Here is a 25,539-nt window from a genome sequence, read left to right on the forward strand (position 1 = left end):
TCTCAGATCACAGGGAAGCGTTGACCGCTGGAGGGGGCGCGGTCCACCACAACGGGCCATTGCCGCAGTAGGTGGGAACGATCAGCGCGTCGCTGGCGGGGCGATACATCAACGCGTCTTTATAGGCAATCAGTTCAGCCGTTTGGCCGTGGCCGACGGTGCCGGTATACCATGCGGTGATAATGGCGGTCACCAGGGGCTGCAAGCCGGCCTGAATGGCCAGTTGTTGCAGCTGTTTTGCGCTTTGGCCCGACTGCAATAGCCCACCAAGCTGCTCAACCTGCGTGGTGAACTGGTCATTCTGATTATGTAAGGCCGTAAAAATACGCGCTGACATTCCCTGATCGATATCCTCATGTTCGCTCAATGTCTGGGATATCTTGAAGAAACGGGCAAACTGCAGCGGGTTGGTCGCCGCGGTATGTTGTTCTGCCAGGCTGAGGAAAGGGTAACTGAGCAATGACGTCGCCAGCAGGGTTGAGGCCAGCCCCAGCAGCACTTCTCGTCGACTGAAACCGGTTCCATTTTTGATCGGTAACTCACCATCGTCTGATAACAAATTTTCCATGTGTTTTTCTCACAAAACAGGTGTTATTGCCCAAGCAGGCAAAAGAGAAGGGGTAAAGAGAGATAAAAAATAATCAACAATGGGATAAATCCATTGCTTACAGTTCTGCATCTAATAATTTGGCGGGATATTAACTTGCCGATAACTTTTCGGCAATAAACTTGCTCAGACGCGTGAATAAAAAAGCACAGAAAGAATAAAAAAAGCCGACGCTGTGGCCGCTTAGCGGCGGCGTGAACGGTATCGTTGCGGGTATTTGAAGATAATTAATGAGGGTAAATAACATTATTTACGCTATCAGGGCGGGTATAACAGGGCGTATTAATAAGTAATGTTTATATTTAAATTGCAGATGCTGTCATTATTTTGACCAATAAAAACCCGCCGTAGCGGGTTCCTGGTCATTATTTTAGCTCTTGCAACCCATCAGCTCTGGCAGCACGCCCGGCTTGGCTTTCAACGAAGCCTGTACGTCGTCGGGCAGACCAGCCCAGATAATCAGCCCGGTGCGTTTCTCGATTTCATTCACCGTGACACGATACTGGCAGAAATCGGCATTTTTCGGGGTGTTTTGGTCAAACAGAAACGCCGCATAGTGGTTCACTTCCGGGCTGTTATTGATAAAGATGACCTTCCAGTAAGCGCTGGGAATGGTGTGGGCTTTTTGAGTGCCCGGCAATTTTCCCATATTGCGTTCGTACAGCGGGCCGGTCACGGTATACACCGAACTGATGTCCGCCCGGTCAATCAGCTTGCGTTCCTGATCTTCCAGCCGTGCCCAAGAGCCCTGGTTAAGATCGGCCATCTGCGGGGTGATATTGGAAAGGTAGTTCAGCGACTCCCAGTCCGAGACGCCTGCCAGTGAGGCCAGCGGCGCCTGGTGCCCGCGGTCAACCTTCAGTGCCGCGTTGGCACCGGTGTAATCTGCCGGTACCAATGTATCTGCCGGGTTCAGTGCCGGATCGGTCTTCCAGTTGCGCGTTTTCCCGCTGGCCGGCGTGTCTTTGGTGATGTGATAGGCCACCCAGTTGGCGAACTTGGTGGTGCTGTTGTTGTTCAGCGTGTAAGCATGGCGAACGATGGACACGTTACTGCTGCCGCCGGTGGGACAACCGACCGCGCAGTTGTCGATAGATTCCAATGCTTCGGCGGAGGCCTGGGCGGTAAACAGCAGGGCTGCCAGGGCTAACATCTTGTTAAATCGCATATTCATATCCTCAATAAGTTTTAATGATACTGTATGTATTTACAGTATTTGTAACTTATCGCAATGAAACGAATACAACAATGCAACACATTCACGTTACGAATGTGTCAGCGTGGGCACAGCAAAGCGGGTTTAAAAAGCCGGTAACGGGTGGGCAGCAAAGCCTTAAAAACGCCAAAAGGCACGCGAGCACAATATCAGCATGGGGTAGATCTCAAGGCGGCCTAGCAACATCGCCGCGCACATCAGCCATTTTGCCGCATCGCTGAGCGTGCCAAACCCCGCCGCGGTTTCGCCGAAGCCTAACCCCATGTTATTGATGCAGGCGGCAACGGTGGCGAAAGAGGTCACCAGATCATAGCCCATCAGATTCAGCAGCCAGATGAAGAAGCAGCTGAAAAAAACGTACAGAAAGAAAAAGCTCCAGACCGACCGCAATACCCGATCGTGAATCGGCGCATTGCCCACTTTAATGGTGTAAACGGCGTTGGGATGAACCAGCTGATTGATCTCATGCCGGCTCTGTTTGTACATGATCAGAAAACGCAGCGCCTTGATGCCGCCACAGGTCGAGCCCACACAGCCGCCGAAAAAGCTCGCTGCCAACAGCAGCATAATGGTGTGAGAAGGCATTTTGGCGTAGTCGGCAGTGGCCAGGCCGTTGTCGGTCATCATCGAACTGGTGAGGAAGAAGCCGTGCACGAAGGAGTCTTTGGCGCCGTACATACCGGAGCGGTAGAGCTCGAGGCAGACAATCGCCACGATAATTGACAGCACCAGCAGGAAGAAGCGCAGCTCCGGGTTTTTATACAGGGGTTTCAGGCTGCGACGGCCGACGGCGACGAAATACAGGGTGAAGTTCACCGCCGCCAGAATGGAGAACATACCGCCGACCATTTCGACCGCCGAGCTGTCGTAATAGCCGAGACTCTCATTGCGGGTGGAGAATCCCCCGAGCGATACGGTGGAAATCCCATGGCAAAGGGCATCGAACCACGGCATGCCCGCGATGCGGAAAGCGACCGTACAGGCCAGCCCCAGTCCGAGATAGATCAGCCACAGGTTTTTCGAAGTATCGGCCAGCCGTGGCGTCAATCGTTCCTCTTTGAATGGTCCGGGCATTTCCGACTGATAAAGTTTGGCGCCGCCGATACCCAGCAGCGGCAGCACGGCCACGGCTAACACTATGACGCCGAGGCCGCCGATAAAGTTGAGTTGGGAACGGTAGTAGAGAAAGGATTTAGGTATGCCGGAGACATCGTTAAGTACCGAAGCGCCGGTGGTGGTGATGCCGGACACGCCCTCGAACATCGCGTCCGTCAGGCTGACGTTCAGCGTGTCATCCAGCCACAGCGGCAGGGCGCTGATCATTGAAAACAGCAGCCAGAACATGACGATAATCAGAAAGCCGTCCTGAGTGCGCAATTGCACTTTGGCCTGACGGGTACTGAACCAGCCTAATCCGCCGAGCGATCCGGCAATCACCAGGGTATAGAAAAAGGAGAAAACGCTTTTTTCTTTATAGAGCAGCGCTACCAGCAGGGGCGGGATCATTGACAGGCTGTAAAGGAAAACTAAAAAACTGCAAAGATGAATAACGACCAATATCTGCTTATTCTTGACCATAATACTTGCGCTCGAGCTGCCTGACGGCAATGAGTCAATTTATTGTTTAAGCCAGAAAGAATAAGGCAGGCGATATAAAAATAACGTAAAAATTTATATCGCCTGAAAGGGTTGGCACGTTTTTTAATCGCAATGGCGATTATTCCAACAGGGTATTCACGGTGCGACGCACGTATTGCGTCATTTGCGCCAGATCCTCGGGGGACACCGGCCCACCGCCGGCGCGTACCACCTGCTGTTCTATTTGAGCAATTTCCTGCTCGACCTTATTGGCAATCTGCACTTTGACGATCTTATCCACCGACGAGAGCAGCACCTTCAACACCACTTTCAGCGCCACATTCTCGCAGAACGAATCGTAGTGATGAACCGCAGGCGGTAGTGCGGGGGGCTCGGGTGCGCGCGGGGCCATAGCCTTGAAACTGTCTACATTTTCAATAATAAGATCCATGTCTCTTATTAGTTCATCAAAATCTTTAGACACTGACTTATTTCCCTTCGCTATGCGCAAAAACAGAACGCCCGTCATCAGGGCGCAGGCCGGTGATTGGCGGGCAGAACGAATTTCGACCGTGACGTTCAGGTAGTGAATGGCAGGCTGAGCGGCATTTTAACCTTGCCGGGGGTTGGCAACAAGATGGGGCCGAAGGAATCCGCGGCCCCGTCGGGCTGGTGATGGCTAACTTTTCAGCTTGGCGGTGATTTTCGCCACGTGTTCGCCCTGGTAGCGGGCAATGGCCAGTTCTTCCGCGCTGGGCTGGCGCGAACCGTCGCCACCGGCGAGGGTAGTTGCGCCGTAAGGCGTGCCGCCGCGAGGCTGGGAAACGTCAAACAGTTCAGGCGTGCCGTAACCGATAGGCACAATAATAAAACCGTGGTGCGCCAGCGTGGTCCAGGTGGAGCTGATGGTGTGCTCCTGGCCGCCGCCGGTGCCGGTGGAGGAAAAGACGCTGCCCACTTTGCCGTACAGCGCGCCGGAAGCCCAGAGCCCGCCGGTTTGATCGAGGAAGGTACGCATTTGGCCGGCCATGTTGCCAAAGCGGGTTGGGGTACCGAAGATGATGCCGTCGTAGTCGGCCAGCTCCTGCGGGCTGGCGACAGGAGCCTGTTGATTTTGCTTGCCGCCGGCTTTGGCAAAGGCCTCAGCCGGGATGGTTTCCGGGACCCGTTTCAGGGTGACTTCGACGCCACTGACCTTGCGTGCGCCTTCCGCTACCGCGTTCGCCAGGGTTTCAATATGTCCGTACATTGAGTAATACAGAACCAGAATTTTCGCCATGTTCCGTTCTCCGCTGTGGTGGATGAAAAAGATGCTTCCTAAGCATAGGAGTGAATGCGGAACTTAGCCTTGTGGCCTTATCTCATCCCGGCTATCGCCAGCAGTGCACCGAAGGTAATCAGCAGGCCACCGAATACCTTGTCTATGCCTTTGCGCAGGCGCAGCAGTCGCGCATTGATGCCCGGCGCGGAAAACAACAGTGCAACGGCGCTGAACCACAGGATATGAGCCAGGGCGATAAACAAGCCGTAGCCGATTTGCACCGCCAGCGACGTTTGCGGATTCACCACCTGCATAAACAGGCTGACGACAAAAATGGTGGTTTTCGGGTTCAGCGCATTGGTTAAAAAGCCGGTTTTCAGCGCGGCGAAATCGCTGGCGGCGGTAGGGGCCGCGCCGGCAGACACCGTGGGAGCACCGGCATTACGCAGCATGCTGACACCCAGGTAAATCAGGTAGGCAGCGCCAATCATCTTCAACAGGGTGAATAGCCACAGCGATTGCTGGATCAGCACGCCGACGCCGATCAGGGTGTAGCTCACGTGGATCAGCACTCCGGCGCCGATACCGCAGGCGGTCACCACACCGGCACGACGGGAAAGCAACAGGCTGTTGCGCGACACCATGGCGAAATCAGGCCCTGGGCTAATGACGGCAAGTAAAGTGATGGTGACGACAGCGATGAGTTCGGTCATAGTAATCCTGTAAATGAATCAGAAGAGAGTGGCTGATTTATAAAGGGAATGGCCGACGGTGACAAACGATGAAAACTGACGATTTCGGTGAGAAAAACTCACGCAAAATAAACCGGCCACTGTCATTGGGCGGATTGCGATGTTTTGAAGCGGCGGCCAGGCTGGAAAGTTTCACCCAGGCGGCGAACAGTTTAAACCTGACGCACGGGGCGGTTAGCCGTGCGGTCAGGGCGCTGGAGGATGAGCTGGGTATTGCGTTGTTTGAACGCCGTCATCGGCGGGTATATCTGACGCCCGCCGGGCGGACTTTGTTTCAGGCGTCGCAACAGGCATTCGGCATCCTGGAACAGACTGCGCAAAAGCTGCGGCAACAGGCGCAGGATGCACCGCTGGTATTGTCCTGTGAGCCGACGCTATTGATGCGTTGGCTGATACCCCGTCTGCCTGCGTTTCAGTTGGCGCACCCGGACATCCATCTGCAGTTGGTCGCTGGCGGTGGGCCATTTTCCTTCCACGACGGCATCAGCGCCGCCCTACGGCGCAACGATTTTGATTGGGGAGATAAACTGCACAGCCAGTGGCTGTTCAACGAGCAAGTCGGGCCGGTATGCAAGCCTGAAATGCTGCCGCGTTTTATCGCCTTCCACGCTGGTCAGCCGCAGCTGAGCCGCGATGCGGTGCTGCTGCACTCCGCCACACGGCCTGATGCCTGGCGGCATTGGGCTCAGCAGCAGAGTGTGTCGCTGGAAGGCTGGCCAGAGCAGCGCTTCGATCACTTTTACTTCAGTTTGCAGGCGGCGGTGGCGGGGATAGGCGTCGCTATCGGCCCCTGGCAGCAGGTGCGGGATGACGTGGACGGCGGGCTACTGAGCGCCCCCTTTGGTTTTACGTCGGACGGCAGCGGTTATTGTCTGCTGACACCGCAAGAAATCAGGCCGGGCAGCGCGCTGGCCCGGCTGGCGGACTGGCTGAAACTCAGTTCAGACGCTTGAGCTTTTGTTCCAGGCGCTGGCGTTGCCAACGGCTGAAGAAGTCGCGTAACAGCAGGGTGCGCGTTGCGCGCATAATCACTGCGATACTCATACCGGCCATGGCCCACAGCGACCAGAGATATTGCGGATGAGTAAACCAGTTAATGGCGAACAACAGCACCGCGATGAATGCGAACCTCACCATCATGCGCAGTAGCCTGCCTTCTTCTTCCACCTGTCGGCGAATCGCCTGCTCGGCTTGGCTGCTGTCGCTGTTTTCCTGTGGCGGCGGCTGGTTAAGATCGCCGATCCGCAATTCCAGCGCCGCGGCTATCGCAGACAGGGTTTCCAGACTGGCCTGCTCGCCATTTTCAAGGCGCTGAACGGTACGGGTGCTGAGCCCGGCAATGCTGGCCAATTGTTCCTGAGACCAGCCTTTTTCCAGCCGTAATTGCCGGATGCGGTAAGTTTGCATTGCACGCTCCAAAAATGAACCTTCATTGAGGCCAAGTGTAGGAGTTGAGGCCGCGGACCGCCACGACAGGCGTATGACATCTGTACGACAGGCAGGCGACAACCCGCTGAATACGCGGGCTAGAAGGTGACGTTACGGATAAAGCGCAGAGGGCTATCGGTGCGGTTGGCGTACGCATAGCGCTGATCGCTGTTGAACACCTGGGTTTGGCCGGCGTCCAGCGTCAGGGTGTGTTGCTCCAGCACCAACGTCAGGCTGCCGGTGATCACATAGATTATTTCACTCCAGCCTTCGGCGTCCGGCACCGAGTCGTAGTGTTCGCCAGGCATCAGCGTCCATTCCCAAAGCTCAACCCGCTGACGAGCCGGTACGCTGGCGGCGAACAGCGCCTGGCTTGCCGGTTGAACGCCTTGCCAGGCCAGTTCGCCGACCAAATGGCTGCCGCGCGCTTCGGGGGCCTGGATCAGATCGGTGAAGGCGATATTCAATGCCTCGGCCAATTTGTCCAACACCGCCAGGCTGACGTTGCGATCGCCGGCCTCAATGCCGGCCAGCATGCGGCGGCTGACGCCGGATTTTTCCGCCAGCATGACCTGGCTTAGCCCCGCCTGCTGGCGAAAACCGCGCAGGTTGCTGCTCAGGTATTGCAGCACCTTGGGGGCTTCAAGTTTACCGCTGTTCACTGTATTGCTCATCCCAGGGCTTTACCTCATACTGGCAGGATCTGTGCATTATATTGCACCCAGCAGGAAGGGCAAGCCGGTGTCTGCAGTAAAAAAATCCTTTATTTCCACCTTCATTCCCAGCATAAAGCGCCAGGAAGCGGTGTTGATTTTCATCACCATGATCTGGGGCGGAACCTTTCTCGCGGTGCATCTTGCCATGCAGGTCAGCGGGCCGTTTTTCTTTGTGGGTTTGCGTTTCGCTGCGGCTACGCTGGTGCTGATGTTGTTCTCCCTGCGCAGCTTACGCGGATTGACCTGGTATGAGCTGAAAGCGGGCGTGTTTATCGGTATCGCCATCATGTTCGGTTACGGCCTGCAAACCGTGGGCCTGCAAACCATCAGCAGCAGTCAATCGGCGTTCATCACCGCCATGTATGTGCCGATGGTGCCGTTGTTGCAGTGGCTGGTGCTCGGGCGTTTCCCCGGCGTGATGGCCTGGGTCGGCGTGTTATTGGCCTTCAGCGGCCTGATGCTCTTGGCCGCGCCAAGCAGTACCGATATGGCGCTTAGCATCGGCGAGATCCTGACGTTGGTTGGCACGCTGGGGATGGCTGCCGAGATCATTTTGATTGGCGCCTATGCGGGCAAGGTCAACGTTAAGCGGGTGACGGTGGTGCAATTGGCGACCGCCTCGCTGGCGGCGTTCCTGATGATGGTACCGACCGGCGAATCGGTGCCGCCTTACAGCAATTACCTGCTCTACAGCGCGGTGGGATTGGGGCTGGCCAGCGCCATCATTCAGGTGACGATGAACTGGGCGCAACGAAGCGTTTCGCCGACGCGTGCCACGGTTATTTATGCCGGCGAGCCGGTGTGGGCCGGGCTGGTGGGGCGCATTGCAGGCGAGCGTTTGCCGGGCGTAGCGCTACTGGGGTGCGCGTTGATCGTCTTGGGCGTGCTGGTCAGCGAAATGCGTATTCGACGTAAAGAAAAAGCGGCGGCGTTGGCTGAATAAGGCCCGGCAAGCCGGGCCGCGGTGCTAACGGGTAGCGCTGTCTGCCAGCGGCAAGATTTTACGGTTGCGCAATAGCGCATTGAGGATAATGGCACCGAAAGTGGCGGTGCCAATCCCGCCCATAGTGAAGTTGCCGAGGGTCAGCGCAAAATCCCCCGCGCCCAGCACCAGGGTTACCGCCACCATAATCAGATTGCCGTTGTCCCCCAGATCCACGTTGTTCTGCACCCAGATGCGTGCCCCGGCTACGGCAATCAAACCGAACACCACGATCGAAGCACCGCCCAGTACCGGACCGGGAATAGTGTGGATCAACGCACCGAACTTGGGTGAAAACCCCAGCACAATCGCCACCGCTGCGGCGGCGACAAACACCAGCGTGGAGTAGATTTTGGTGACCGCCATCACCCCGATATTTTCGGCATAGGTCGTCACTCCGGTGCCCCCGACAGAGCCGGAAAGCATTGTCGCCAATCCGTCGCCGACGAAGGCGCGACCGATATAAGGGTCAAGATCCCGGCCGGTCATGCCCGCTACCGCTTTCACATGCCCGAGGTTTTCCGCCACCAAAATGATCGCCACCGGGGCAATCAGCAGCATGGCATGCAGGTTAAATACCGGTGCGGTGAATTGCGGCAGACCGAACCAAGGGGCCAGGCTCAGTGCGCTGTAATCTACCGGTTTGCCGAGGCCGAAACCGTTGGTCGCCACGACGTAAATCAAATAGGCGGCGATCAGGCCAACCAGGATCAGCAACCGCTGTATCAGCCCGCGGGTAAAAACCGCCACCGAACCGATACACAAGATAGTGACCACCGCCATCCAACTGTCAAAATGGGAGGCTGAAACGCTGCGCACCGCAATGGGCGCCAGGTTGAGGCCGATAGCCATGACCACCGCCCCCGTCACTACCGGCGGCATCAGCCGCTCTATCCAACGGGTGCCAACGCTCATCACCACGAAACCGATCAGCAGATACACCAGCCCGCAGGCGATGATGCCACCGAGCGCCAGGGCAATATTGGGATTGGCGCCCTGGCCGCTGTAACCGGTCAGGGTGATGACCAGCCCGACAAATGCCGCGCTCGAGCCGAGATAGCTCGGCACCCGGCCGCCGACCACCAGAAAGAACAGTAGCGTGCCGATGCCGGACATCAGAATGGCCAGATTGGCGTCAAAGCCTATCAGCAATGGCATCAACACCGTAGCGCCAAACATCGCCACCGCATGTTGCAACCCCATCACCAGCGTTTGGCTCACCGGCAGCCGTTCATCGGGCGCAACAACCGCACCGTCCAGATTGCCTTGCTTGATGCGCCATTGGGGAAACCAGGTATTCGCCATCGTCATCTCCAAAATATTGAGGTGCAGGTTAGGGGTACAGATGCGAGCGTTGCGGCTGCGCGCCGATCATTGTTTCAACAGCGAGTGATAACGCCGGTCGAAATAGGCCAGGCCGTGGCTGTGGTCATTACGCGCCAATGCCACCGCCTGACAGAACAGAATGTCGTGGGTGCCGACGCTGACAATCTGGCTGATTTGGCAATCGAAAGAAGCCAGCGCGCCGTGCAAAATCGGGGCGCCGGTCACCAGCGTAGACCAGCGAGCGGCGGAGAATCGCATGTCCATCGGCGTTTTGCCGCCGAACAGATTCGACAACGATTCGTGCTCTGCCGCCAGCGTATTGACGCACAGCGTTTGGTTTTGCTTGAACACCGAATGCACCGACGCTGAGCGGTTCAGGCACACCAGCAACGTGGGGGGCGTGTCGGTGACGCTGCATACCGCCGAGGCGGTAAAACCTGCGCGGCCTGCGGGGCCGTCGGTGGTAATGATATTCACCGCCGATCCCAGGCGTGCCATGGCATCGCGGAAGTCCTGTTTTGTTACGGATGGCGTTTGCAGCGGTGCATCGGCAAACCCTGTTTGGCTTTGCATAAGGTCTCTCCGGGTCAGGGGGCTATGTGGCTGTTGGCGTTCGGCGCTTGCAGCAGCCAGCTCAGCAGAATGCGGTTAAAATTCTCGCTGTCGGTCACGCTCATGGCGTGGCCGCCATAGGTCATCTGCGCCAGCTCGCCATTGGGCAGGCTTTCCGCCAGCTGATGCGAGCAGTGATAGGGCACCAGCAGATCGTCACGAGAGCACAGCACCAGGGTCGGCGTGGTGATGTCCGCCAGGTGAGGGCGAAAATCGGTGTTGATCAACGCATTCAGGCGGCGCAGCAGGTTTTCTGTGCCCTGAAAATGCGCGGTTTGGTGCTGCAACTCTTCACCTAGCAAGGCTTCGTGCTGCGACAGCCAATAAGCGGGGAACAGAAATAAAGGTTGAGCGCGCACATAGGCTTCGACGCCGCTGTTGAGCAGCAGGTCCTGTCGGACATGGAAGCAGCGTCGGGTCTGGCTGTCCAGCGCCGGCCAGCCGTTGACCACCACCAGTTTTTCAACCAGCTGCGGCTGGGTGAGTGCCAACTGCAGGCCAATCATGCCGCCAAGTGCGTGACCAACGAAACAACAGCGTTCAATGCTGAGCGAGTGCAGTAGCCGCGCTACCTCATCCGCCATATCGGCCATGCTATAGCCGTCCGGTACCACGCCTTTGCTGCGGCCGGTGCCATAGTGATCGTAAATTACTACCCGGAAATGCCGGGTTAGCGCGTCAATCTGCGGTTGCCAGAAGCTACCCGAGCCGCCGAGGCCTGCGGACAGCACCAGCGTCGGCGCCAGTGGCGTATCTTTTCCTAAAATCTCAAAGTACATGCTCGATCCTCAATGGCTTAGCGGCCGATATGGGCCACGGAGGCGATTTCAATCAAGGCGTCCGGCTTCACCAACCCGCACTGAATGCAGTAGCGGGCCGGTTTATCGCCGGGGAAATACTCGGCATACACCTGATTGATAGCGGCATAGTTTTGCCAGTCGGTAAGGAAGATCGAGTTAAAGGTCACGTCGTTCATGCTGCCACCGGCGGTTTCGATCACGCTTTTGATGGTCTCCAGCACGTGGCGTGTTTGTGCCGCGGCATCACCCACGTGAACGACGTTATTGTCTTTATCGAAGGCCAGCGTACCCGAGACGTACACCACGCCGTCGGCCAGGGTGCCCGGAACAAAGGGAGCCAGCGGTTTACCTGTGCCCGGCGGAGTGATCACTGTTTTTGGCATTGTCGCGCTCCTGGTGAAGGTTCTTTTGGGTTTAAACAGGCAAAATTCATGCCGTCTGGCTAAGCGGGGCAGCGAGAACGTCACAGAAACTGTCGACGTCCGACACCCAGCCGAAAAAGGTTTCGATGTTATACAGCGCCGCCTGCTGGGCGAACGCCGGGCCGGCCTGGTGGGTGGCGTCGGCCAGCACAACGCCGAAATACTCGAGGAAAAAGCCGTCGCGCAGCGTGGACTCGACGCAGACGTTGGTGGCGATGCCGGTAAACACCAAATGGTGAATGCCGTAAGAGCGCAGCAGGCTGTCGAGCTGGGTGTTGAAAAAGCCGCTGTAGCGCGGTTTCGGCAGCAGGATATCGCCCGGTTGTGGTTGCAGTTCATCCACCAGGTCGTAGTCCCAATCGCCTTTGGCCAGCAGCTTGCCCATCAGTTCCGGGCGCTGGCGCATGGTTTTCAGCGCGTTGGACTTGTGCCAGTTAGGTGAACCTTCACCGCCGGCTTCGACGTACTGGTTGTCCCAGCCGTTCTGGAAAAAGATCACCTTAATGCCCGCGGCGCGCGCGGCAGTGATGGCGCGCTTGATGTTGGCTATCACCGGCGCGGTGGTCGAAACGTCGAACCCGGCCAGATCCAAATATCCTCCCTGCGAGGCGTAGGCATTTTGCATATCGACCACGATTAACGCGGTTTCCTGCGGAGCAAAGGCGATGGCCTCCGGCCGGGCGGGCAGGGTGACCGTCGTTGCGCCTTGCGGTGACTGGCGGCGTACCACAGCTTGTGTTTCAACAATTTTCATCATGCCACCTCACGGCTTGCTGCGGTTTGCGGGCAAACGTCAGCCCGGCTTTTCATCAGGGGTTGAATGCGTTCGCCGAAGTCTTCTACGCCTTGCACGAAGTCATCGAAGGTCAGCAGCACGCCTTCGGTGCCGGGCACGGTGGCGATTTCATCCATCATGCGCGCCACCTGGGCGTAGGAGCCGACCAGCGTGCCCATGTTGATGTTGACGGCGGAAGTGGGGTCGGCCATTTGGCGCACATTGGTATCGGCACCGGATTTTGTGTCTTTGCCGCTCTGTTCGGTGAGCCAGGCCAGGGCTTCGGTATCGGTCCCGGCTTTATAGCTTTCCCATTTGGCGCGGGCAGCCTCGTCGGTTTCATCCGCAATAATCATAAACAGCACGTAGCAGGCCACGCTGCGGCCTTCGGCGTCGGCGGCAGTTTTCAACCGGGCAGCGGTCGGCGCGAAAGCGGTGGGGGTGTTGACGCCTTTGCCGAAGCAGAAGTTGTAGTCGGCGTATTTGGCCGAAAAAGCCATGCCCGCATCGCTTTGACCGGCGCAAATCACCTTGATGTCCGCTTGGGGTTGCGGGCTGACGCGACAGTCATCCATCTGGAAAAACTCGCCCTTGAAATCGGATTTTCCGGTGCCCCACAGATCGCGCAGCACTCTGACGTATTCCGCCAGATAGTCGTAGCGACGACCAAAGTACTCGTCACCCGGCCACATGCCCATCTGCTCGTATTCCGGTTTCTGCCAACCGGTCACCACGTTCAGGCCAAAGCGCCCGCCGGAAATAGAATCAATGGTGGAAGCCATACGCGCTACGATGGCCGGCGGCATGGTCAGAGTGGCGGCGGTGGCGTAGATCTTGATGCGTGAGGTCACGGCAGCCAACCCGGCCATCAGGGTGAAAGACTCCAGGTTGTGGTCCCAGAATTCGGTTTTGCCGCCGAAGCCGCGCAGTTTGATCATCGACAGGGCGAAATCAAAGTTGTAGTGCTCGGCTTTCTGCACGATGGTTTTATTGAGTTCAAACGTGGGTTTGTACTGTGGGGCATTGCTGGAAATCAGCCAGCCGTTGTTGCCGATCGGAATAAATACGCCAATTTTCATTTGAATACCTCGGGTCAGTGAAGGGGACAATCACAGGCTGCTTGCCTGAACCAAAGCAAACCCGATGCCATGTTTTAAAATGGGTTATTTATCAATTTGTTATGATTTTTTTTGGCACCCGGTTATTGAGTGGATGGTCCAAAACAGACCATTTGGTCAAAATTAGCTGCACAAAAAACAGGCGCGCTTGCTCATTAAAGGTGCAAATAATCCTTCGGAAGGGGTAGGCAAAAGCGTGGGTTTCATCCAATGGCTTTGCTATGCTGGCCAGAATCAGATAGTGCCAAGGAGCCGCAGTGAAGCCACAAGCCGTTAAACCGCCCACGCGCCGCTCGCGTGCGGTAGCTGCAAAACGCAGTACCATCATGGATGCGGCGCTGGAGTTCTTCTCGCTGTACGGTATTCACGGCACCAGTCTGGATCAGGTGGCGGAACGCGCCGACGTTTCCAAAACCAACCTGTTGTACTATTTCCCTTCCAAAGAAGAGCTTTACGTGGCGGTGCTGAAAGGCATTCTCGATGTCTGGCTGGCGCCGCTGAAAGCGCTGCGCGCCGATCAGGAGCCGTTGCAGGCCATTCGTGAATATATACGGCTGAAGCTTGAAGTCTCCCGCCATCATCCGCAGGCTTCACGGCTGTTTTGCCTGGAAATGATCCAGGGTGCGCCCTTGCTGAAACAGGAATTGCAGGGTGGGTTGAAGACGCTGGTGGACGAGAAGTCCGCCATGATTGAGCGTTGGATTGCCGAAGGTCATATTGCGCCGATAGAGCCACATCACCTGATTTTTATGCTGTGGGCGACCACCCAGCACTACGCCGATTTTTGGGTCCAGATAGAGGCGGTAACCGGAAAAACGTTAGAAGACGAAGCGTTTTTTCAGCAGACGGTAGAGAACGTACAGAGGGTGATTATCGACGGGATACGCCCACGCTAGGCGCCAGGATAGGGGGGATTCAGGGGGATAGCGAACTATCCCCCTGTGGCGTTAGGCAGCTTTCTTCTTACGCAGGAATACGTAAGACAGACCCAGGATCACAAACCACAACGGCGTGACGATCAGCGCCTGGCGGGTGTCATCGCGCAGCGTCAGCAGCACCAACACAAACACGAAGAACGCCATACAGACCCAGCACATCAACTTGCCGGCCGGCATCTTGTAAATCGATTTCTGGTGCAGCGCCGGACGCTGCTTGCGATAGACCAGGTACGAACACAGGATGATGGTCCAGACAAACATGAACAGGATCGCCGAGACGGTGGTCACCAGCGTGAACACGGTCATGACGTTCGGGATCAGGTAAATCAGCACCACACCGCCCAGCAGGCAGATACAGGAGAAGGTCAGCCCGTTAGCCGGCACTGCCCGCTTGGACAGATTGGCGAACGATTTGGGTGCATCGCCTTCCTGTGCCAGACCGAACAGCATGCGGCTGGTGGAAAACACCCCGCTGTTGGCGGAAGAGGCGGCGGAGGTCAGCACCACAAAGTTAATCACGCTGGCGGCCGCCGGCAGGCCAATCAGCACGAACAGTTCCACGAACGGGCTCTTGTCGGCGACCACTGAACTCCATGGCGTAACCGACATGATCACGATCAGGGCGAACACGTAGAACATGATGATGCGGATCGGAATCGAGTTGATGGCGCGCGGCAGCACTTTTTCCGGATCTTTGGTTTCAGCCGCGGTGGTACCGACCAGTTCGATACCGACAAAGGCGAACACCGCAATCTGGAAACCGGCGAAGAAACCGCTGATGCCTTTCGGGAACATGCCACCGTCATTCCACAGGTGCGAGAACGAGGCGACGGTACCGGTAGGCGACTGGAACTGCATGGCGATCATGACCAGCCCGGCGACGATCAGCCCGACAATGGCGACGATTTTGATCATCGCAAACCAGAACTCCATTTCGCCAAACATCTTCACCGTCGCCAGGTTAAGGCCCAGCAACAGCAAGACGCACAGCAACGAGGCGATCCATTGCGACAATCCCGGGAACCAGAACTGGGCATAGGCGGTGATCGCCACCACGTCGGCAATGCCTGTGACCACCCAGCAAAACCAGTAGGTCCAGCCGGTAAAGAAACCGGCCCAGGGGCCGAGCAGGTCGGCGGCGAAATCGCTGAAAGATTTGTATTCCAGATTGGATAGCAGCAGCTCGCCCATCGCGCGCATCACGAAGAACAGCATAAAGCCGATGATCATGTACACGAAGATGATGGAGGGGCCGGCCAGGCTGATGGTTTTGCCGGAGCCCATAAACAGACCCGTACCGATGGCGCCACCGATGGCGATCAGTTGAATATGTCGGTTGGTTAGGTTTCTCCGTAGATGATCTTCTGACGCGGGGGCAGCGTCTGCGGCTATTTTAGAGTGATCTACCATCTGATGATGTCCTGTTTTACCTGTCATGAGTGAAATAGCGAGCTCTGAAGTGGCTCTTTTTTATACGATTATCCGGTTGGCCCGGCTTTAGTAAGGTAGTGCAATAACGCCACCTTTGTGCAACATGTTTACAACATTTATGCGAGGGATAAAAGTCGATTGTGCTTTACACCGAGGAGGCAAATCGGACGTCTTGGGGGCGGAAGATTACTCCTCGCTGTAGCAGATTAATAGCCCTGATCTGACTTATCTTGTTGATATAACAGGGTCTTGAAAATATCGCATGAGAAAAACTAATGAGTGTAAGCGTTTGACATCGAGGGGGCAGAGGAGAATAATTTACTCCGTTGGGTCGTTAGCTCAGCTGGTAGAGCAGTTGACTCTTAATCAATTGGTCACAGGTTCGAACCCTGTACGACCCACCAACAAATCATGCGGTTAGCCGTGATTTTTATTTTTCGGTTTTTCTCAAACGCACAGATTTGAGACGTGCTTCGCAAAAAACGCATCAATTTAGTGTGAATGTTCAGTTGAGTGATCTGGCGCAAGCTGCGTCCGTCCCCGCCTGTTTTTTTCGGCTTCATCCCGCCAATTTCCCGTAAAATTGATAATGGGACTCTTGCTTGAATTAACCCTCTCCCCCATGTGTGCCTTAAAGCATAAGGCCGGAAGATTTCGATGATTACGCGTTTTTTCGCCAGTCACCATTGGCAGCAACCTATGTTTGCGCAATCTCCCTGCATCACTTTTGGCAATGTCGGCACCGACGGGTATGAGTTCTGCTTCTGACCTCGTCTGCGTGGCTAAGCATTGTCGCTTTCTCGATCGTACCTGATTCTTGCAGCATCAAGTTCGGGAAAGTTAATTTCGGCCCACCGGTCAAGGGCAGCCAGTGTGTTTACCAGTGAGCCAGCAACCCCGGTCAGGCTGTATTCCACGCAGGCAGGTTTCTCACCATGATCAATCCTGGTCACTAAACCATGCCGCTCAAGTTGGCGCAGGGTCTGAGTCAGAACCTTTTGAGAAATGCCCTCAATTTTCCTCATCAATTCCCCGTTTCGCATAGGGTGCTCCGCCAAAGCAGGCAGAATAAGCATTACCCATTTGCCGGAGATCAGCGCCAGCGCATCACGTGCAGAACACTTATCTGAGTAAACATTACCTGGATATGCCATGTGTGGTTACCTGAAGGTGCGTAATTGAATCCTGAGTTTAAAGAAAACATGATGACAGTGGAAAACCCTTACGGAGAATTATCATGAACGTACTGATTATCACTGCTCATCCCGAATCGGATTCATTCAACACGCATCTGGCCTCCATAGCCGCCAGGACATTCGAAAAGCAGGGCGCTAGCGTGCAGTCGGTAAATTTATACGGTGAAAATTTCGAACCGCGTGAAGGGAAAAACTTTTACCCTGACAAGCAGGGATTCGAGAGGTTTGATCCCCTGCGAGAACAACGGCATCACTGGAATAGGCATAAGTTGCCCGATGACGTTATGAGACATATTTTTTTACTGAAAAACGCGGATCTGTTACTGCTGCATTTTCCCTTCTGGTGGTTTGGTATGCCGGCAATCTTGAAAGGATGGATGGACCGGGTATTTGTTTATGGCGGACTCTACGACAGCTTACACCGGCATGAAAATGGAGTGATGAAGGGAAAGCGGGCTCTACTTACAGTGTCTGCCGGTGCTTCTGCAAATGCCTGCGCGTTTAACGGACGTGATGGTGACATGCGTTTAATGTTATGGCCGCCGATCCATGCCCTGCACTATATAGGTTACACCCTGCTAGAACCGTATTTGATCCACGGTGTACGCGGCGGGCTTGATGGCTCAGGGAAAGAAAAACAGCAGCAATTTCTTGATGAAAAAGTAAAGGATTTCGAAGGCAGACTCGTAAATTTCAGTGAATGGCCGGTTATTCCTTTTAACAGACAAGAAGATTTTAATGATGACCTCACATTAAAACCCCAGGCACCAGAGTACAGCCCGTTTGTCCGTCACAGCCCCAACCGGTGGAGGGCGGGCAGCTAATAGGAGGCCGGGGGATCAATCAGGTGAATGTGCTCACGGCTTTCATGGAACAGTCTTCGACAAAGAATGCGATAACAGTCTCGGTCGAACTCATCGGCCGGGAAACTGAGCTTTTCGGCGGCAGACAGCGACGGTGCAGTACCGAGGTAGAACCAGTTGCTGATGACGTGGAAGGCTTTAAGTTGGCCTTGTCGTTCCTCGATGGCGATCCTGCCGGGGAATGGCCAGTGCCGCACCTGGGCCTGCTCCAGGGCGCCAAGCAGTCTGCTCTGGTGCGCTTGCGGGGTCTCTTTGCCACAGCATACGCCCGCGCATTTGCCTAATTGATGGCGAAAGCAGGGTTGTCCGGGGCGTCCTTTTTCAATATCCAGGTACGTCAGGCAGAGCTGTTCCCGATCGGCAATGTCGATCAGAAAATCGACGGCCGCCGCACGCCGCAGGAACAGGCCGTATAAGTTAGGCGTTCGGGAAAAGTCTAGCGCATCGCTGTATACGATACGCGTTTGGGAGTCCTGCACCTGCAGCGCGCATAGCCGGCGGATTTTACGCAGCCGCTTGTTGTAGAGCGGGCTTTGCTGTTTAACCAGGGAGGATTCAAGCAGCAGTGCACCAATCTCCCCCACGGTTTCGATGCAGGTTATGCGGCGGGTGGCGGCCAACAACCGAGCTTCGCGCGGATTGCGCAGATGAGACTGAACACGGCGGCGAATGTTGACGCTCTTACCTATGTAGAGGGGATGGGCGCCGTTGTCGCCGTGAAAGAAATAAACCCCGCAGCTCTGCGGCAGGTTGGCGACCTCTCCGGTCAGATGTTCAGGGTATTGATACATGGGCTATCAGAAACTCACGGCTTATAAGGAAGTGGGGCATCACGCCAATGATAATATTTTCTTATTATAATTCACACCCGGCTTTCGGCTAACGCTAAGAGTTGAGATTTGTTATCATTTGCAAAAATTTTATCTATAGGGAGATAGAGATGCGTAAAGCGCTAATAATGGCTCTGGGTGTGATGGTACTGTCAGGCTGTGCGGGTCAACAAGACGACTATGAGTCGCGTAACAAAGCCTCTGCAGATCCTTCGGGCGGCAAAGAGTGGAAGGAGTTTGTCGCGCCTTTGTCCGTCAAAACACAAACGCCGGGCGAGCGGGAAATGAAGCGCGCAACCCGCCAGAACTGATTTACTATAAAGCCCACTTGCGTGGGCTTTTTGCATTCTGAACAGGCTACGGGCAAGCGGATTGGTATCGCCTGCGATACCCCATCAACGAATAGGTCTGTTTTAAAAGGAAGGGAATCATGAGAAAAATTCATTCAGGATCCGAAACTCGCCTGTCGGCAGTATTGCTTGTTATTGCAACGCTGTTGTTAGCAGGCTGCTCGGGGACGGACACTGCGGCTAAACCTGAGGTAGCTGGAGGCGAAGTCGATGACCTTTTTGCTGGATTGGAAGGTAAAACGGCGCCAGCAGCACCTGGGCAAGAGATCAACCGATATCTCATGCAGATCACCGCGGCTATACAAAATCATTTTCACTATGACAGCGTTTACGCCGGCAAGGAATGCTCATTACGACTCAAGTTGGCTCCGGATGGCATGCTGTTGGATGTCCGGGCTGAAGGCGGTGACCCCGCGCTTTGCCGTGCGGCTGTAGTGGCAACCGCAAATGCCAGCTTTCCCAAACCCCCGACACCGGCGGTTTACGCTGTGGTTAAGAATGCCGCGCTGGAATTTCGTCCCCAATGATCCGGAGCCGCCGTTAAAACAGCTGACCGACGGACATCAGGGCCACGGCCCACACCCCGGCAGACAGCGCACTGGCACAATAGACCTGTTTGCGCGGCAGGGCGATCATGCCGGCAACCAATGGCACGGTATAGCGCATCACGGCCAGAAAGCGCGATATAAACAGCAGCGGGATGCCGTTGTTCTCTAACGCGGATTGCGCCTTGTTTAATGCGCCGTGGTATCTGGCCGGTAGCCAGTTCCCGCTTTGGCGCTTTTGCAGCCATGCGCCGCAATGGAAAGACAAAACGGAGCCGAGCAGGGCACCCAGGGTTATCGCCGCCCAGACATGAGCGTCGGCCAGCACCGGCTTGCCGGCGACAATGCCCAGCATCAACGTCACCGATGCGGGCGGCAGAACCGAAGAAACGAAAATGACCGACTTGCCCAACGCAAACAGAAAAATCAGCAGCAACAGGAAGCCGGGCTCCGGGCTGTATTGGGTGATAATAGCGGTTAATGTCTCCATGGATGACCCTCAAAAAATGTAGGGTCAGTGTCTCATTCACCGCTTCAATATAAGCTAAATCGAATGGGCTTCAGCCCAGGCTTATCCACTAACCTGAGCTTGACGTTCGGCGCTCTGCGTAGCCCACCCTTTGAGTGCAAAAATCAGCGCGGCGCACAGCAAAGAGAAAATTGCCAGTACGATCAGGCCTGCATGCGGGCTATCGAAGCGCAGTTCTGCCTCGGTGCGGATTAGCGGTGCCAGGAAACTGAACAGTGCGCCCAGCGTGGTGCAAAAACCGATGCCGGCCGCCAGCGCCGGGCCTGAAAGTATCTGCGCCGGTAAGGTCCAGAATATCGGCTGTACCGCCAGGAAGCTGACGGCGCAAAAGCACAGCGCAATAATGGCAATAGTCGGACCGGCATAGGACGAGACAACCAAACCCAGTGCGGCAATCACCATACAGCCGATGGCGATGGGCAAGCGGCGGGAGGTTTTGCGGTCGGCATAACGCGGGATGTAATAGACCCCAAATGCAGAAACGGCCCAGGGAATTGCCGCTACCAGCGATGCCTTAAACCCGATAGTGGTACCCATCAGCGAGGCCACCTGCGAGGGCAGAAAAAACAACAGGCCATACACGCCGACCTGAATGGTGCCGTAAATAAAAGCCAGGTGCCAAACCTTGGTATTTTTCAACGCCTCTCTCACGCTGCTGGCCTCGGTATTTTTTTGCTCCAGGGCCAACTGTGCCACCAATGCCTGCTTCTCTTCCGGGTTAAGAAATCGCGCCTTGGCCGGGCTGTCGTCAAGATAGAAATAGGCGAAGATCCCCAACACGACGGCCGGTAAGCCTTCCAGAACAAACATCCAGAACCAGCCTGGCCGCCCCAGCACACCGTGCATTTCGAGCAGCGCACCCGAAATGGGCGAGCCGAGCGTCAAGGCCGCGGGAACGCCAAGCACAAAAATACCAATCACCGAAGCCCGGACCTTGTTGGGGAAATAAAGGGAGGCCAGCAACAGAATACCGGGGTAGAAGCCGGCCTCCGCCAATCCCAGCAGGAAGCGCAGGGCAATAAATTGATATTCGTTGCTGACGAAACCGGTACAGGCGGACAATGCCCCCCACACCGCCGTGGTGGCGCTAAGCCAGACTTTCGCCCCCAGCTTGTTCATCATCAGATTGGCCGGGATCCCGAAGATGGCGTAAGCCGCGAAGAAAATGCCAGCGCCCAATGCGAAGGCGGATTGCGACAGGGCAATATCCACCGACATCGCCTCCTTGGCAAAGCCCACGTTTACCCGATCGATAAAGGCGACGAAATACAGAGAGAACATCAGGGGGATCAATCTGCGCCACGTTTTTTTAATCGCCGAATTGAGCGCGGAACTGGTGTTGGTCGTATTACTCACGGGTTACCCTCTCAAACAGGTTGAACGACTGGGGCCGGCGTAATACCGGCAGTTTGCCTGCACCCATTGCCACTGCGGAACATTCATCGTCGGTCTTGGCTTTCACTAAAGGCCTAAAGGACTAATGGTCAGGCCTTTAATGGCAAAAAAAACGGCGATGAACGCCATCCTGGCCTATGCAGCCACGGTAAATCTGTTGATAGAAACCAAAAATTGACAATTGGTTAACCTGAAATTCACACATGGCCGGTCGTGATTCAAGCCTGCTGATGAATATCTGTGCGCGTAATCACTGAATGACAAACTTTGAATTATCACTACGATTAATAAAGGCAAAGTCTGTTCTTCAAAGGTAGAGTGGCCCAGGATGACAGATAAACTGAAAGGGAAAAGACGCCATGCTAAAGGTGATTGCTGAAGATTTTATCAAGCTCGACCGCATTGAAACGGTGATGCCGCTGTATCAGGAATTGGTAGAAAAAACCCGTCAGGAGGCACTCTGCCTCTCTTATGAGTTGTTTATTGACCATCAGGATCCGGGGCATTTTATTTTCGTCGAGGAGTGGCCCGACCGGGCGGCGTTGGACGTGCACTGTCAAACCGAACATTTCAGACGCCTGGTGCCGTTAATCAATCAGCACCAGAGCAAACCTTGTACCTTTTTGTTTATGCAGCCTTTTCCCTCAGAGAAAAGTTAACCAGGCAAAAAAATCCCCGCACAGCGGGGTCAATGGCTTCTCAAACACGGTCTTGTAGTGATTAAAAATTAGACTGCGAATGATTGCCATTCCTTCAGAATGCTCTTAAAAGCCTTTTGCCGCCAACCGCACCTGATCGACCCAACTTTGTTGGTAATCAAAGCTGGGGGCCTCATGTTGCGCCATTCCATGACGAACTATGGCTTTTACCGCCTGGGTAGCCAACGGGTTTTTCTGGGCAATTTGCTGGGCGATCAGCCGTGCGTCCTCCAGAGCGCTTCCCTCGCTGATACGTGAAATAACCCCGTGCCGCCAGGCCTCCTCCGCGCCTATCAAGCGGCCGGTCAGCAACCAGTCGAGGGCGATATAGGGGGAGATGCGCGCCGGCAGGCGTGAACATCCTCCTTGTGCTGCAATCAGCCCCAGCCCGGTCTCCGGGAAACTGAATTGCGCATCTCGCCCGGCTACGATCAGGTCGCAGGCCAGCGCTATTTCAAACCCTCCACCGAAGGCGATACCGTCCACGGCGGCGATAATCACCTTGGTGAGCTGCGCATGCACCAGGCCGGCAAAGCCTTCCGGCTCGACCACCGGAAGTTCGCCCTGTTGAAATGCTTTGACGTCCATCCCGGCGGAGAACACCTGCGGCTGCCCGGTCAACAGGATCACCCGAACCTTGTCATCCTGCTCGGCCTGTTGCAGATAGCGTTGGATCAGGCGAGCCATCGCCAAATTGATGGCGTTCTTTTTTTCCGGCCGGTTCAGGGTAATCACGGCGATGCCGTCCTGTTGCTCATACAGCACCGGTGGCGGCAGGTCAGTCATGGGCTTTTTCTCCCTGGAAGAACACGAGCGTCAGCAGCAGGGCGATGGCCCCCAGCGGCAATGAAAACAGCGGCAGGTAATAGGCAGGCAAGGTATACAGCGTCAGGCCGCCGAGCATGCCCCCCGCCGCAATGCCGGCATACAATACCGAGCTGTTCAGCGACACCGTCAGCGCGCCAAAACGTTTGGACAGCGACAACAAGTGGTGCTGAATAGGTACCAGATACATCCAGCCGGTAATCCCCCACACCAGAAATATTGCCAGCACCCACCAGGGGGAAGTGACGTAAAAGGCCAGCAGGAACAGCGAGAGGGTTTGAATCGACACGGAAAACAGCAGGACAAATTTACTGCCGAAGGTATCGGTCAATAAACCGGAAACGAAATTGCCGATGACGGCCCCAATACCGAATATCAGCAGCGCGATGGGCAAAATCGCCTCCGGGCCCAACTGAGTATTCTTCAGCAATACGCTCACATAGCTGTAAACAATATGTTCGGAGCAGACGGCGAAGAAAGTGATCAGCAGCGTGGTCAGCACTGCCTTTTGCCGTAGCGGGGCCAACCGCTCTTTCAGCGTATGTTTCCCCGGCGCGGCGATGGCGTTCAGCGCCAGTGAAAGCCCCAGTAGCGCAACGGCACCTAACAGGGCGATCAGCAGGAAGATCTCCCGCCAGCCGATCAGCTTGGCCAGGAAGGTGCCAAAGGGAATGCCCAGCGCGATAGCCAGCGTCATGCCGCCATACACAATCGATATCGCCAGCCCGCGGCGTTTTTCCGATACTAATCCGACCGCGGCGGCGGCGGCCTGCGGCGTGTAGCAAGCCGCCCCCAGCGCCGCCAGTACGCGCCCGGCAGAGATTTGCAAAAAGCTGTTGGCGTAGGCGCAAACCAGGTTACCGGCGATAAACAACAGCAGAGCCAGCTGCAAGATATGTTTGCGGTTGAGGTTGCCCAGCAGCCAGGCGGTCAGCGGAGCGAACACCATATAGGCCAGGGCGAAGACCGAGATTAACTGCCCCGCCTGCGCGGGGCTGACGGCAAAGGTGCCGGAAATCTCGTCAAGTATGCCGGCGACGATAAACGCATCGGTACCGATGGCAAAGGTGCCGGTAGCCATCAGGCACAGCGTAAGAAAATGGCCGTTATAGTCCGTCAACTTCATCCTGCTCTCCGTAACGTATTGGCGGCCCAGACTTTGCTCAGCGCCGCCAGGAAATACTCCACATCCTCATGAGTATGGGCCGAGGTCGGCGTAACCCGCAAACGCTCGCTGCCGGCCGGCACCGTCGGGGCATTGACCGGTTGCACGTAAATATCGTACTCATCGAGCAGTTGTTTGCTGATGTGTTTGTTCCTGTGTGGATCGCCGACCAGCACCGGCAGAATATGGCTGTCCTCCGAGACCAGTGGAATACCGGCGGTGCGCAGGCCGGATTTCAGGTGATCGATAATCGCCAGCAGATGTTTGCGTTGGTTGTCATGCTCCAGGTTGTATTTGAAGCTGGCCAGCGCCGCCGCCACCACCGGCGCGGGGGAGGAGGTGCTGAAGACGAACGCCGGTGCCCAACTGCGCACGGCTTCGACCACCACGCGCGGCGCAGCGATATAGCCACCGGCAGCGCCGTAGGACTTACCAAAGCCCCCCTGAATGATGGTGATCTTGTCCAGCAGGCCCAGTTGTTCGGCATAACCCAGGCCCCGCTGGCCGTAAACGCCGGCGGAGTGGATTTCGTCCAGATAAGTCAGCGCCTGATGTTTCTCCGCCAGCGCGACAATCTGCGCCAGCGGGGCAAAGTCGCCGTCCATCGAATAGAGCGATTCGAAGGCGATCAGCTTGGGACGCTGCGGATCGGCTTCCTGCAGCAGCTCGGCCAGGTGCGCAACGTCATTGTGGCGAAAGATTTTCTTCTCTGCTTTGCTGTAGCGAATGCCGTAAATCATCGAAGCATGGTTCAGCTCATCAGAAAAAACGATCAGGTTGGGAATGGCGTCGCACAGCGTCGAGAGTGTGGCGTCATTAGCCCCAAAGCCGGTGGTGAACAACAGCGCGGACTCCTTGCCGTAGGCCGTGGCCAGCAAGGTTTCCAACTCGCTGTGGTAGATCGAAGTGCCGGAAATACTGCGTGCCCCGCAGGTACCCAGCCCGACACGGTTTACCGCCTCGGTGGTGGCCAGAATAACCTTGGGGTGATGGCTCATCGCCAGATAGTCATTGGAGCACCAGACGTTCAGACGACGCTCACCCTGTTGCCCGTGGCTGGTGGCCCAGGGTTTATCCAGTACGCTGCGTTCCAGGTTGAGGAACTCGCGGAACCGGCCCTGTTTTTTGGTTTCGGCCAGTTTTTCTTCAAGAATGTTCAATACGCTCATACGGAATTCCTT

General features: G+C 55.9%; 29 protein-coding genes and 1 tRNA gene. 8 read left to right on the top strand and 22 right to left on the bottom strand.

Features of this window, described 5'->3' with window-relative positions:
* Nucleotides 1-7 precede the first annotated feature (7 nt).
* The 6 genes from LQ945_RS22240 to LQ945_RS22265 form a co-directional block, all read right to left on the bottom strand.
* Nucleotides 8-568 (bottom strand): sorbitol dehydrogenase family protein, encoded by a 561-nt coding sequence (locus LQ945_RS22240; RefSeq protein WP_262240016.1) that lies wholly within the window; start codon nt 566-568, stop codon nt 8-10.
* Between the two features lie 409 nt (nt 569-977).
* The gene (locus tag LQ945_RS22245) at nt 978-1,775 is read right to left on the bottom strand and encodes a DNA/RNA non-specific endonuclease (protein WP_262240015.1); all 798 of its coding nucleotides are present in this window, start codon (nt 1,773-1,775) and stop codon (nt 978-980) included.
* Nucleotides 1,776-1,940: 165 nt separating this feature from the next.
* Entirely contained in the window at nt 1,941-3,401 is a 1,461-nt protein-coding gene (locus tag LQ945_RS22250) for a TrkH family potassium uptake protein (protein WP_269933870.1), read from the bottom strand.
* A 139-nt stretch (nt 3,402-3,540) separates the two neighbouring features.
* The gene (locus tag LQ945_RS22255) at nt 3,541-3,852 is read right to left on the bottom strand and encodes a hypothetical protein (RefSeq protein WP_269933869.1); all 312 of its coding nucleotides are present in this window, start codon (nt 3,850-3,852) and stop codon (nt 3,541-3,543) included.
* A gap of 228 nt (nt 3,853-4,080) precedes the next feature.
* A complete protein-coding gene (wrbA, locus tag LQ945_RS22260) occupies nt 4,081-4,680 on the bottom strand; it encodes an NAD(P)H:quinone oxidoreductase (protein ID WP_269933868.1) in 600 nt (199 codons plus the stop codon).
* A gap of 77 nt (nt 4,681-4,757) precedes the next feature.
* Nucleotides 4,758-5,375: a LysE family transporter gene (locus tag LQ945_RS22265; RefSeq protein ID WP_270101751.1), complete on the bottom strand. Its 618-nt coding sequence runs from the start codon at nt 5,373-5,375 to the stop codon at nt 4,758-4,760.
* A 68-nt stretch (nt 5,376-5,443) separates the two neighbouring features.
* On the opposite strand from LQ945_RS22265, the gene LQ945_RS22270 reads away from it, so the two are divergent.
* The gene (locus LQ945_RS22270; RefSeq protein WP_270101752.1) at nt 5,444-6,367 is read left to right on the top strand and encodes a LysR family transcriptional regulator; all 924 of its coding nucleotides are present in this window, start codon (nt 5,444-5,446) and stop codon (nt 6,365-6,367) included.
* Here the strand turns inward: LQ945_RS22270 and LQ945_RS22275 are convergent.
* Complete coding sequence (locus tag LQ945_RS22275; protein WP_182821441.1) at nt 6,351-6,821, bottom strand: helix-turn-helix domain-containing protein; 471 nt, start codon at nt 6,819-6,821, stop codon at nt 6,351-6,353. The two genes, LQ945_RS22270 and LQ945_RS22275, sit on opposite strands and share 17 nt — an antisense overlap.
* A gap of 119 nt (nt 6,822-6,940) precedes the next feature.
* Nucleotides 6,941-7,516, bottom strand: a complete 576-nt coding sequence (locus tag LQ945_RS22280; RefSeq protein ID WP_262240012.1) for a helix-turn-helix domain-containing protein — start codon at nt 7,514-7,516, stop codon at nt 6,941-6,943.
* A gap of 67 nt (nt 7,517-7,583) precedes the next feature.
* Between LQ945_RS22280 and LQ945_RS22285 the strand changes: the two genes are divergently transcribed.
* Nucleotides 7,584-8,501: a DMT family transporter gene (locus LQ945_RS22285; protein ID WP_270101753.1), complete on the top strand. Its 918-nt coding sequence runs from the start codon at nt 7,584-7,586 to the stop codon at nt 8,499-8,501.
* 24 nt (nt 8,502-8,525) lie between these two features.
* Here LQ945_RS22285 and rutG read toward each other — a convergent pair whose 3' ends face one another.
* The 6 genes from rutG to rutA all read right to left on the bottom strand — a co-directional run bounded on the left by rutG (nt 8,526) and on the right by rutA (nt 13,554).
* On the bottom strand, nt 8,526-9,845 hold the full coding sequence (gene rutG, locus LQ945_RS22290; protein ID WP_270101754.1) for a pyrimidine utilization transport protein G: 1,320 nt from the start codon (nt 9,843-9,845) through the stop codon (nt 8,526-8,528).
* Between the two features lie 66 nt (nt 9,846-9,911).
* Nucleotides 9,912-10,439 carry an NADH-dependent FMN reductase RutF gene (rutF, locus tag LQ945_RS22295; protein ID WP_182821432.1) on the bottom strand — a complete coding sequence of 176 codons (528 nt, stop codon included), beginning with the start codon at nt 10,437-10,439 and terminating at the stop codon, nt 9,912-9,914.
* A 14-nt stretch (nt 10,440-10,453) separates the two neighbouring features.
* Nucleotides 10,454-11,257, bottom strand: a complete 804-nt coding sequence (rutD, locus tag LQ945_RS22300) for a pyrimidine utilization protein D (protein WP_270101755.1) — start codon at nt 11,255-11,257, stop codon at nt 10,454-10,456.
* Nucleotides 11,258-11,274: 17 nt separating this feature from the next.
* Entirely contained in the window at nt 11,275-11,661 is a 387-nt protein-coding gene (gene rutC, locus LQ945_RS22305) for a pyrimidine utilization protein C (RefSeq protein WP_270101756.1), read from the bottom strand.
* Between the two features lie 46 nt (nt 11,662-11,707).
* On the bottom strand, nt 11,708-12,454 hold the full coding sequence (gene rutB, locus LQ945_RS22310; RefSeq protein ID WP_182821628.1) for a pyrimidine utilization protein B: 747 nt from the start codon (nt 12,452-12,454) through the stop codon (nt 11,708-11,710).
* Complete coding sequence (rutA, locus tag LQ945_RS22315; RefSeq protein ID WP_270101757.1) at nt 12,454-13,554, bottom strand: pyrimidine utilization protein A; 1,101 nt, start codon at nt 13,552-13,554, stop codon at nt 12,454-12,456. The genes rutB and rutA overlap by 1 nt, the downstream gene beginning before the upstream one ends.
* Before the next feature lie 296 nt (nt 13,555-13,850).
* Here rutA and rutR point away from each other — a divergent pair, with 296 nt between their 5' ends.
* Complete coding sequence (gene rutR / locus LQ945_RS22320) at nt 13,851-14,489, top strand: HTH-type transcriptional regulator RutR (RefSeq protein ID WP_044549657.1); 639 nt, start codon at nt 13,851-13,853, stop codon at nt 14,487-14,489.
* Between the two features lie 51 nt (nt 14,490-14,540).
* Here the strand turns inward: rutR and cycA are convergent, their stop codons facing one another.
* Nucleotides 14,541-15,941: a D-serine/D-alanine/glycine transporter gene (gene cycA / locus LQ945_RS22325; RefSeq protein ID WP_044549660.1), complete on the bottom strand. Its 1,401-nt coding sequence runs from the start codon at nt 15,939-15,941 to the stop codon at nt 14,541-14,543.
* Nucleotides 15,942-16,290: 349 nt separating this feature from the next.
* Here cycA and LQ945_RS22330 point away from each other — a divergent pair.
* A tRNA-Lys gene (locus LQ945_RS22330) sits at nt 16,291-16,366 on the top strand.
* Between the two features lie 378 nt (nt 16,367-16,744).
* Here the strand turns inward: LQ945_RS22330 and LQ945_RS22335 are convergent.
* On the bottom strand, nt 16,745-17,116 hold the full coding sequence (locus LQ945_RS22335) for a winged helix-turn-helix transcriptional regulator (RefSeq protein WP_182821427.1): 372 nt from the start codon (nt 17,114-17,116) through the stop codon (nt 16,745-16,747).
* Nucleotides 17,117-17,199: 83 nt separating this feature from the next.
* Between LQ945_RS22335 and LQ945_RS22340 the strand changes: the two genes are divergently transcribed.
* Nucleotides 17,200-17,982 carry an NAD(P)H-dependent oxidoreductase gene (locus LQ945_RS22340; RefSeq protein WP_270101758.1) on the top strand — a complete coding sequence of 261 codons (783 nt, stop codon included), beginning with the start codon at nt 17,200-17,202 and terminating at the stop codon, nt 17,980-17,982.
* Here the strand turns inward: LQ945_RS22340 and LQ945_RS22345 are convergent.
* Nucleotides 17,979-18,812, bottom strand: a complete 834-nt coding sequence (locus LQ945_RS22345) for an endonuclease (protein WP_270101759.1) — start codon at nt 18,810-18,812, stop codon at nt 17,979-17,981. The two genes, LQ945_RS22340 and LQ945_RS22345, sit on opposite strands and share 4 nt — an antisense overlap.
* A gap of 149 nt (nt 18,813-18,961) precedes the next feature.
* Between LQ945_RS22345 and LQ945_RS22350 the strand changes: the two genes are divergently transcribed.
* On the top strand, nt 18,962-19,162 hold the full coding sequence (locus tag LQ945_RS22350; protein ID WP_182821423.1) for a hypothetical protein: 201 nt from the start codon (nt 18,962-18,964) through the stop codon (nt 19,160-19,162).
* Between the two features lie 119 nt (nt 19,163-19,281).
* Complete coding sequence (gene tolA / locus LQ945_RS22355) at nt 19,282-19,728, top strand: cell envelope integrity protein TolA (protein WP_262240001.1); 447 nt, start codon at nt 19,282-19,284, stop codon at nt 19,726-19,728.
* A gap of 13 nt (nt 19,729-19,741) precedes the next feature.
* Here tolA and LQ945_RS22360 read toward each other — a convergent pair whose 3' ends face one another.
* Both LQ945_RS22360 and LQ945_RS22365 read right to left on the bottom strand, forming a co-directional pair.
* Nucleotides 19,742-20,236: a DedA family protein gene (locus LQ945_RS22360; RefSeq protein ID WP_270101760.1), complete on the bottom strand. Its 495-nt coding sequence runs from the start codon at nt 20,234-20,236 to the stop codon at nt 19,742-19,744.
* Between the two features lie 81 nt (nt 20,237-20,317).
* Complete coding sequence (locus tag LQ945_RS22365) at nt 20,318-21,631, bottom strand: MFS transporter (RefSeq protein WP_269933854.1); 1,314 nt, start codon at nt 21,629-21,631, stop codon at nt 20,318-20,320.
* 398 nt (nt 21,632-22,029) lie between these two features.
* Here LQ945_RS22365 and LQ945_RS22370 point away from each other — a divergent pair, with 398 nt between their 5' ends.
* On the top strand, nt 22,030-22,329 hold the full coding sequence (locus tag LQ945_RS22370) for a putative quinol monooxygenase (RefSeq protein WP_270101761.1): 300 nt from the start codon (nt 22,030-22,032) through the stop codon (nt 22,327-22,329).
* A 105-nt stretch (nt 22,330-22,434) separates the two neighbouring features.
* Here LQ945_RS22370 and LQ945_RS22375 read toward each other — a convergent pair whose 3' ends face one another.
* Genes LQ945_RS22375 through hemA form a run of 3 tightly spaced genes read right to left on the bottom strand, consistent with a single transcriptional unit; the run spans nt 22,435 to nt 25,527 of the window.
* Nucleotides 22,435-23,154: an enoyl-CoA hydratase-related protein gene (locus LQ945_RS22375; RefSeq protein WP_044549677.1), complete on the bottom strand. Its 720-nt coding sequence runs from the start codon at nt 23,152-23,154 to the stop codon at nt 22,435-22,437.
* Nucleotides 23,147-24,319, bottom strand: a complete 1,173-nt coding sequence (locus LQ945_RS22380) for an MFS transporter (protein WP_270101762.1) — start codon at nt 24,317-24,319, stop codon at nt 23,147-23,149. Before LQ945_RS22380 ends, LQ945_RS22375 begins: the two co-directional genes overlap by 8 nt.
* On the bottom strand, nt 24,316-25,527 hold the full coding sequence (hemA, locus tag LQ945_RS22385; RefSeq protein ID WP_270101763.1) for a 5-aminolevulinate synthase: 1,212 nt from the start codon (nt 25,525-25,527) through the stop codon (nt 24,316-24,318). Before hemA ends, LQ945_RS22380 begins: the two co-directional genes overlap by 4 nt.
* Nucleotides 25,528-25,539: the final 12 nt, after the last annotated feature.

The organism is Serratia liquefaciens (assembly GCF_027594825.1).
Lineage (GTDB): Bacteria > Pseudomonadota > Gammaproteobacteria > Enterobacterales > Enterobacteriaceae > Serratia > Serratia liquefaciens_A.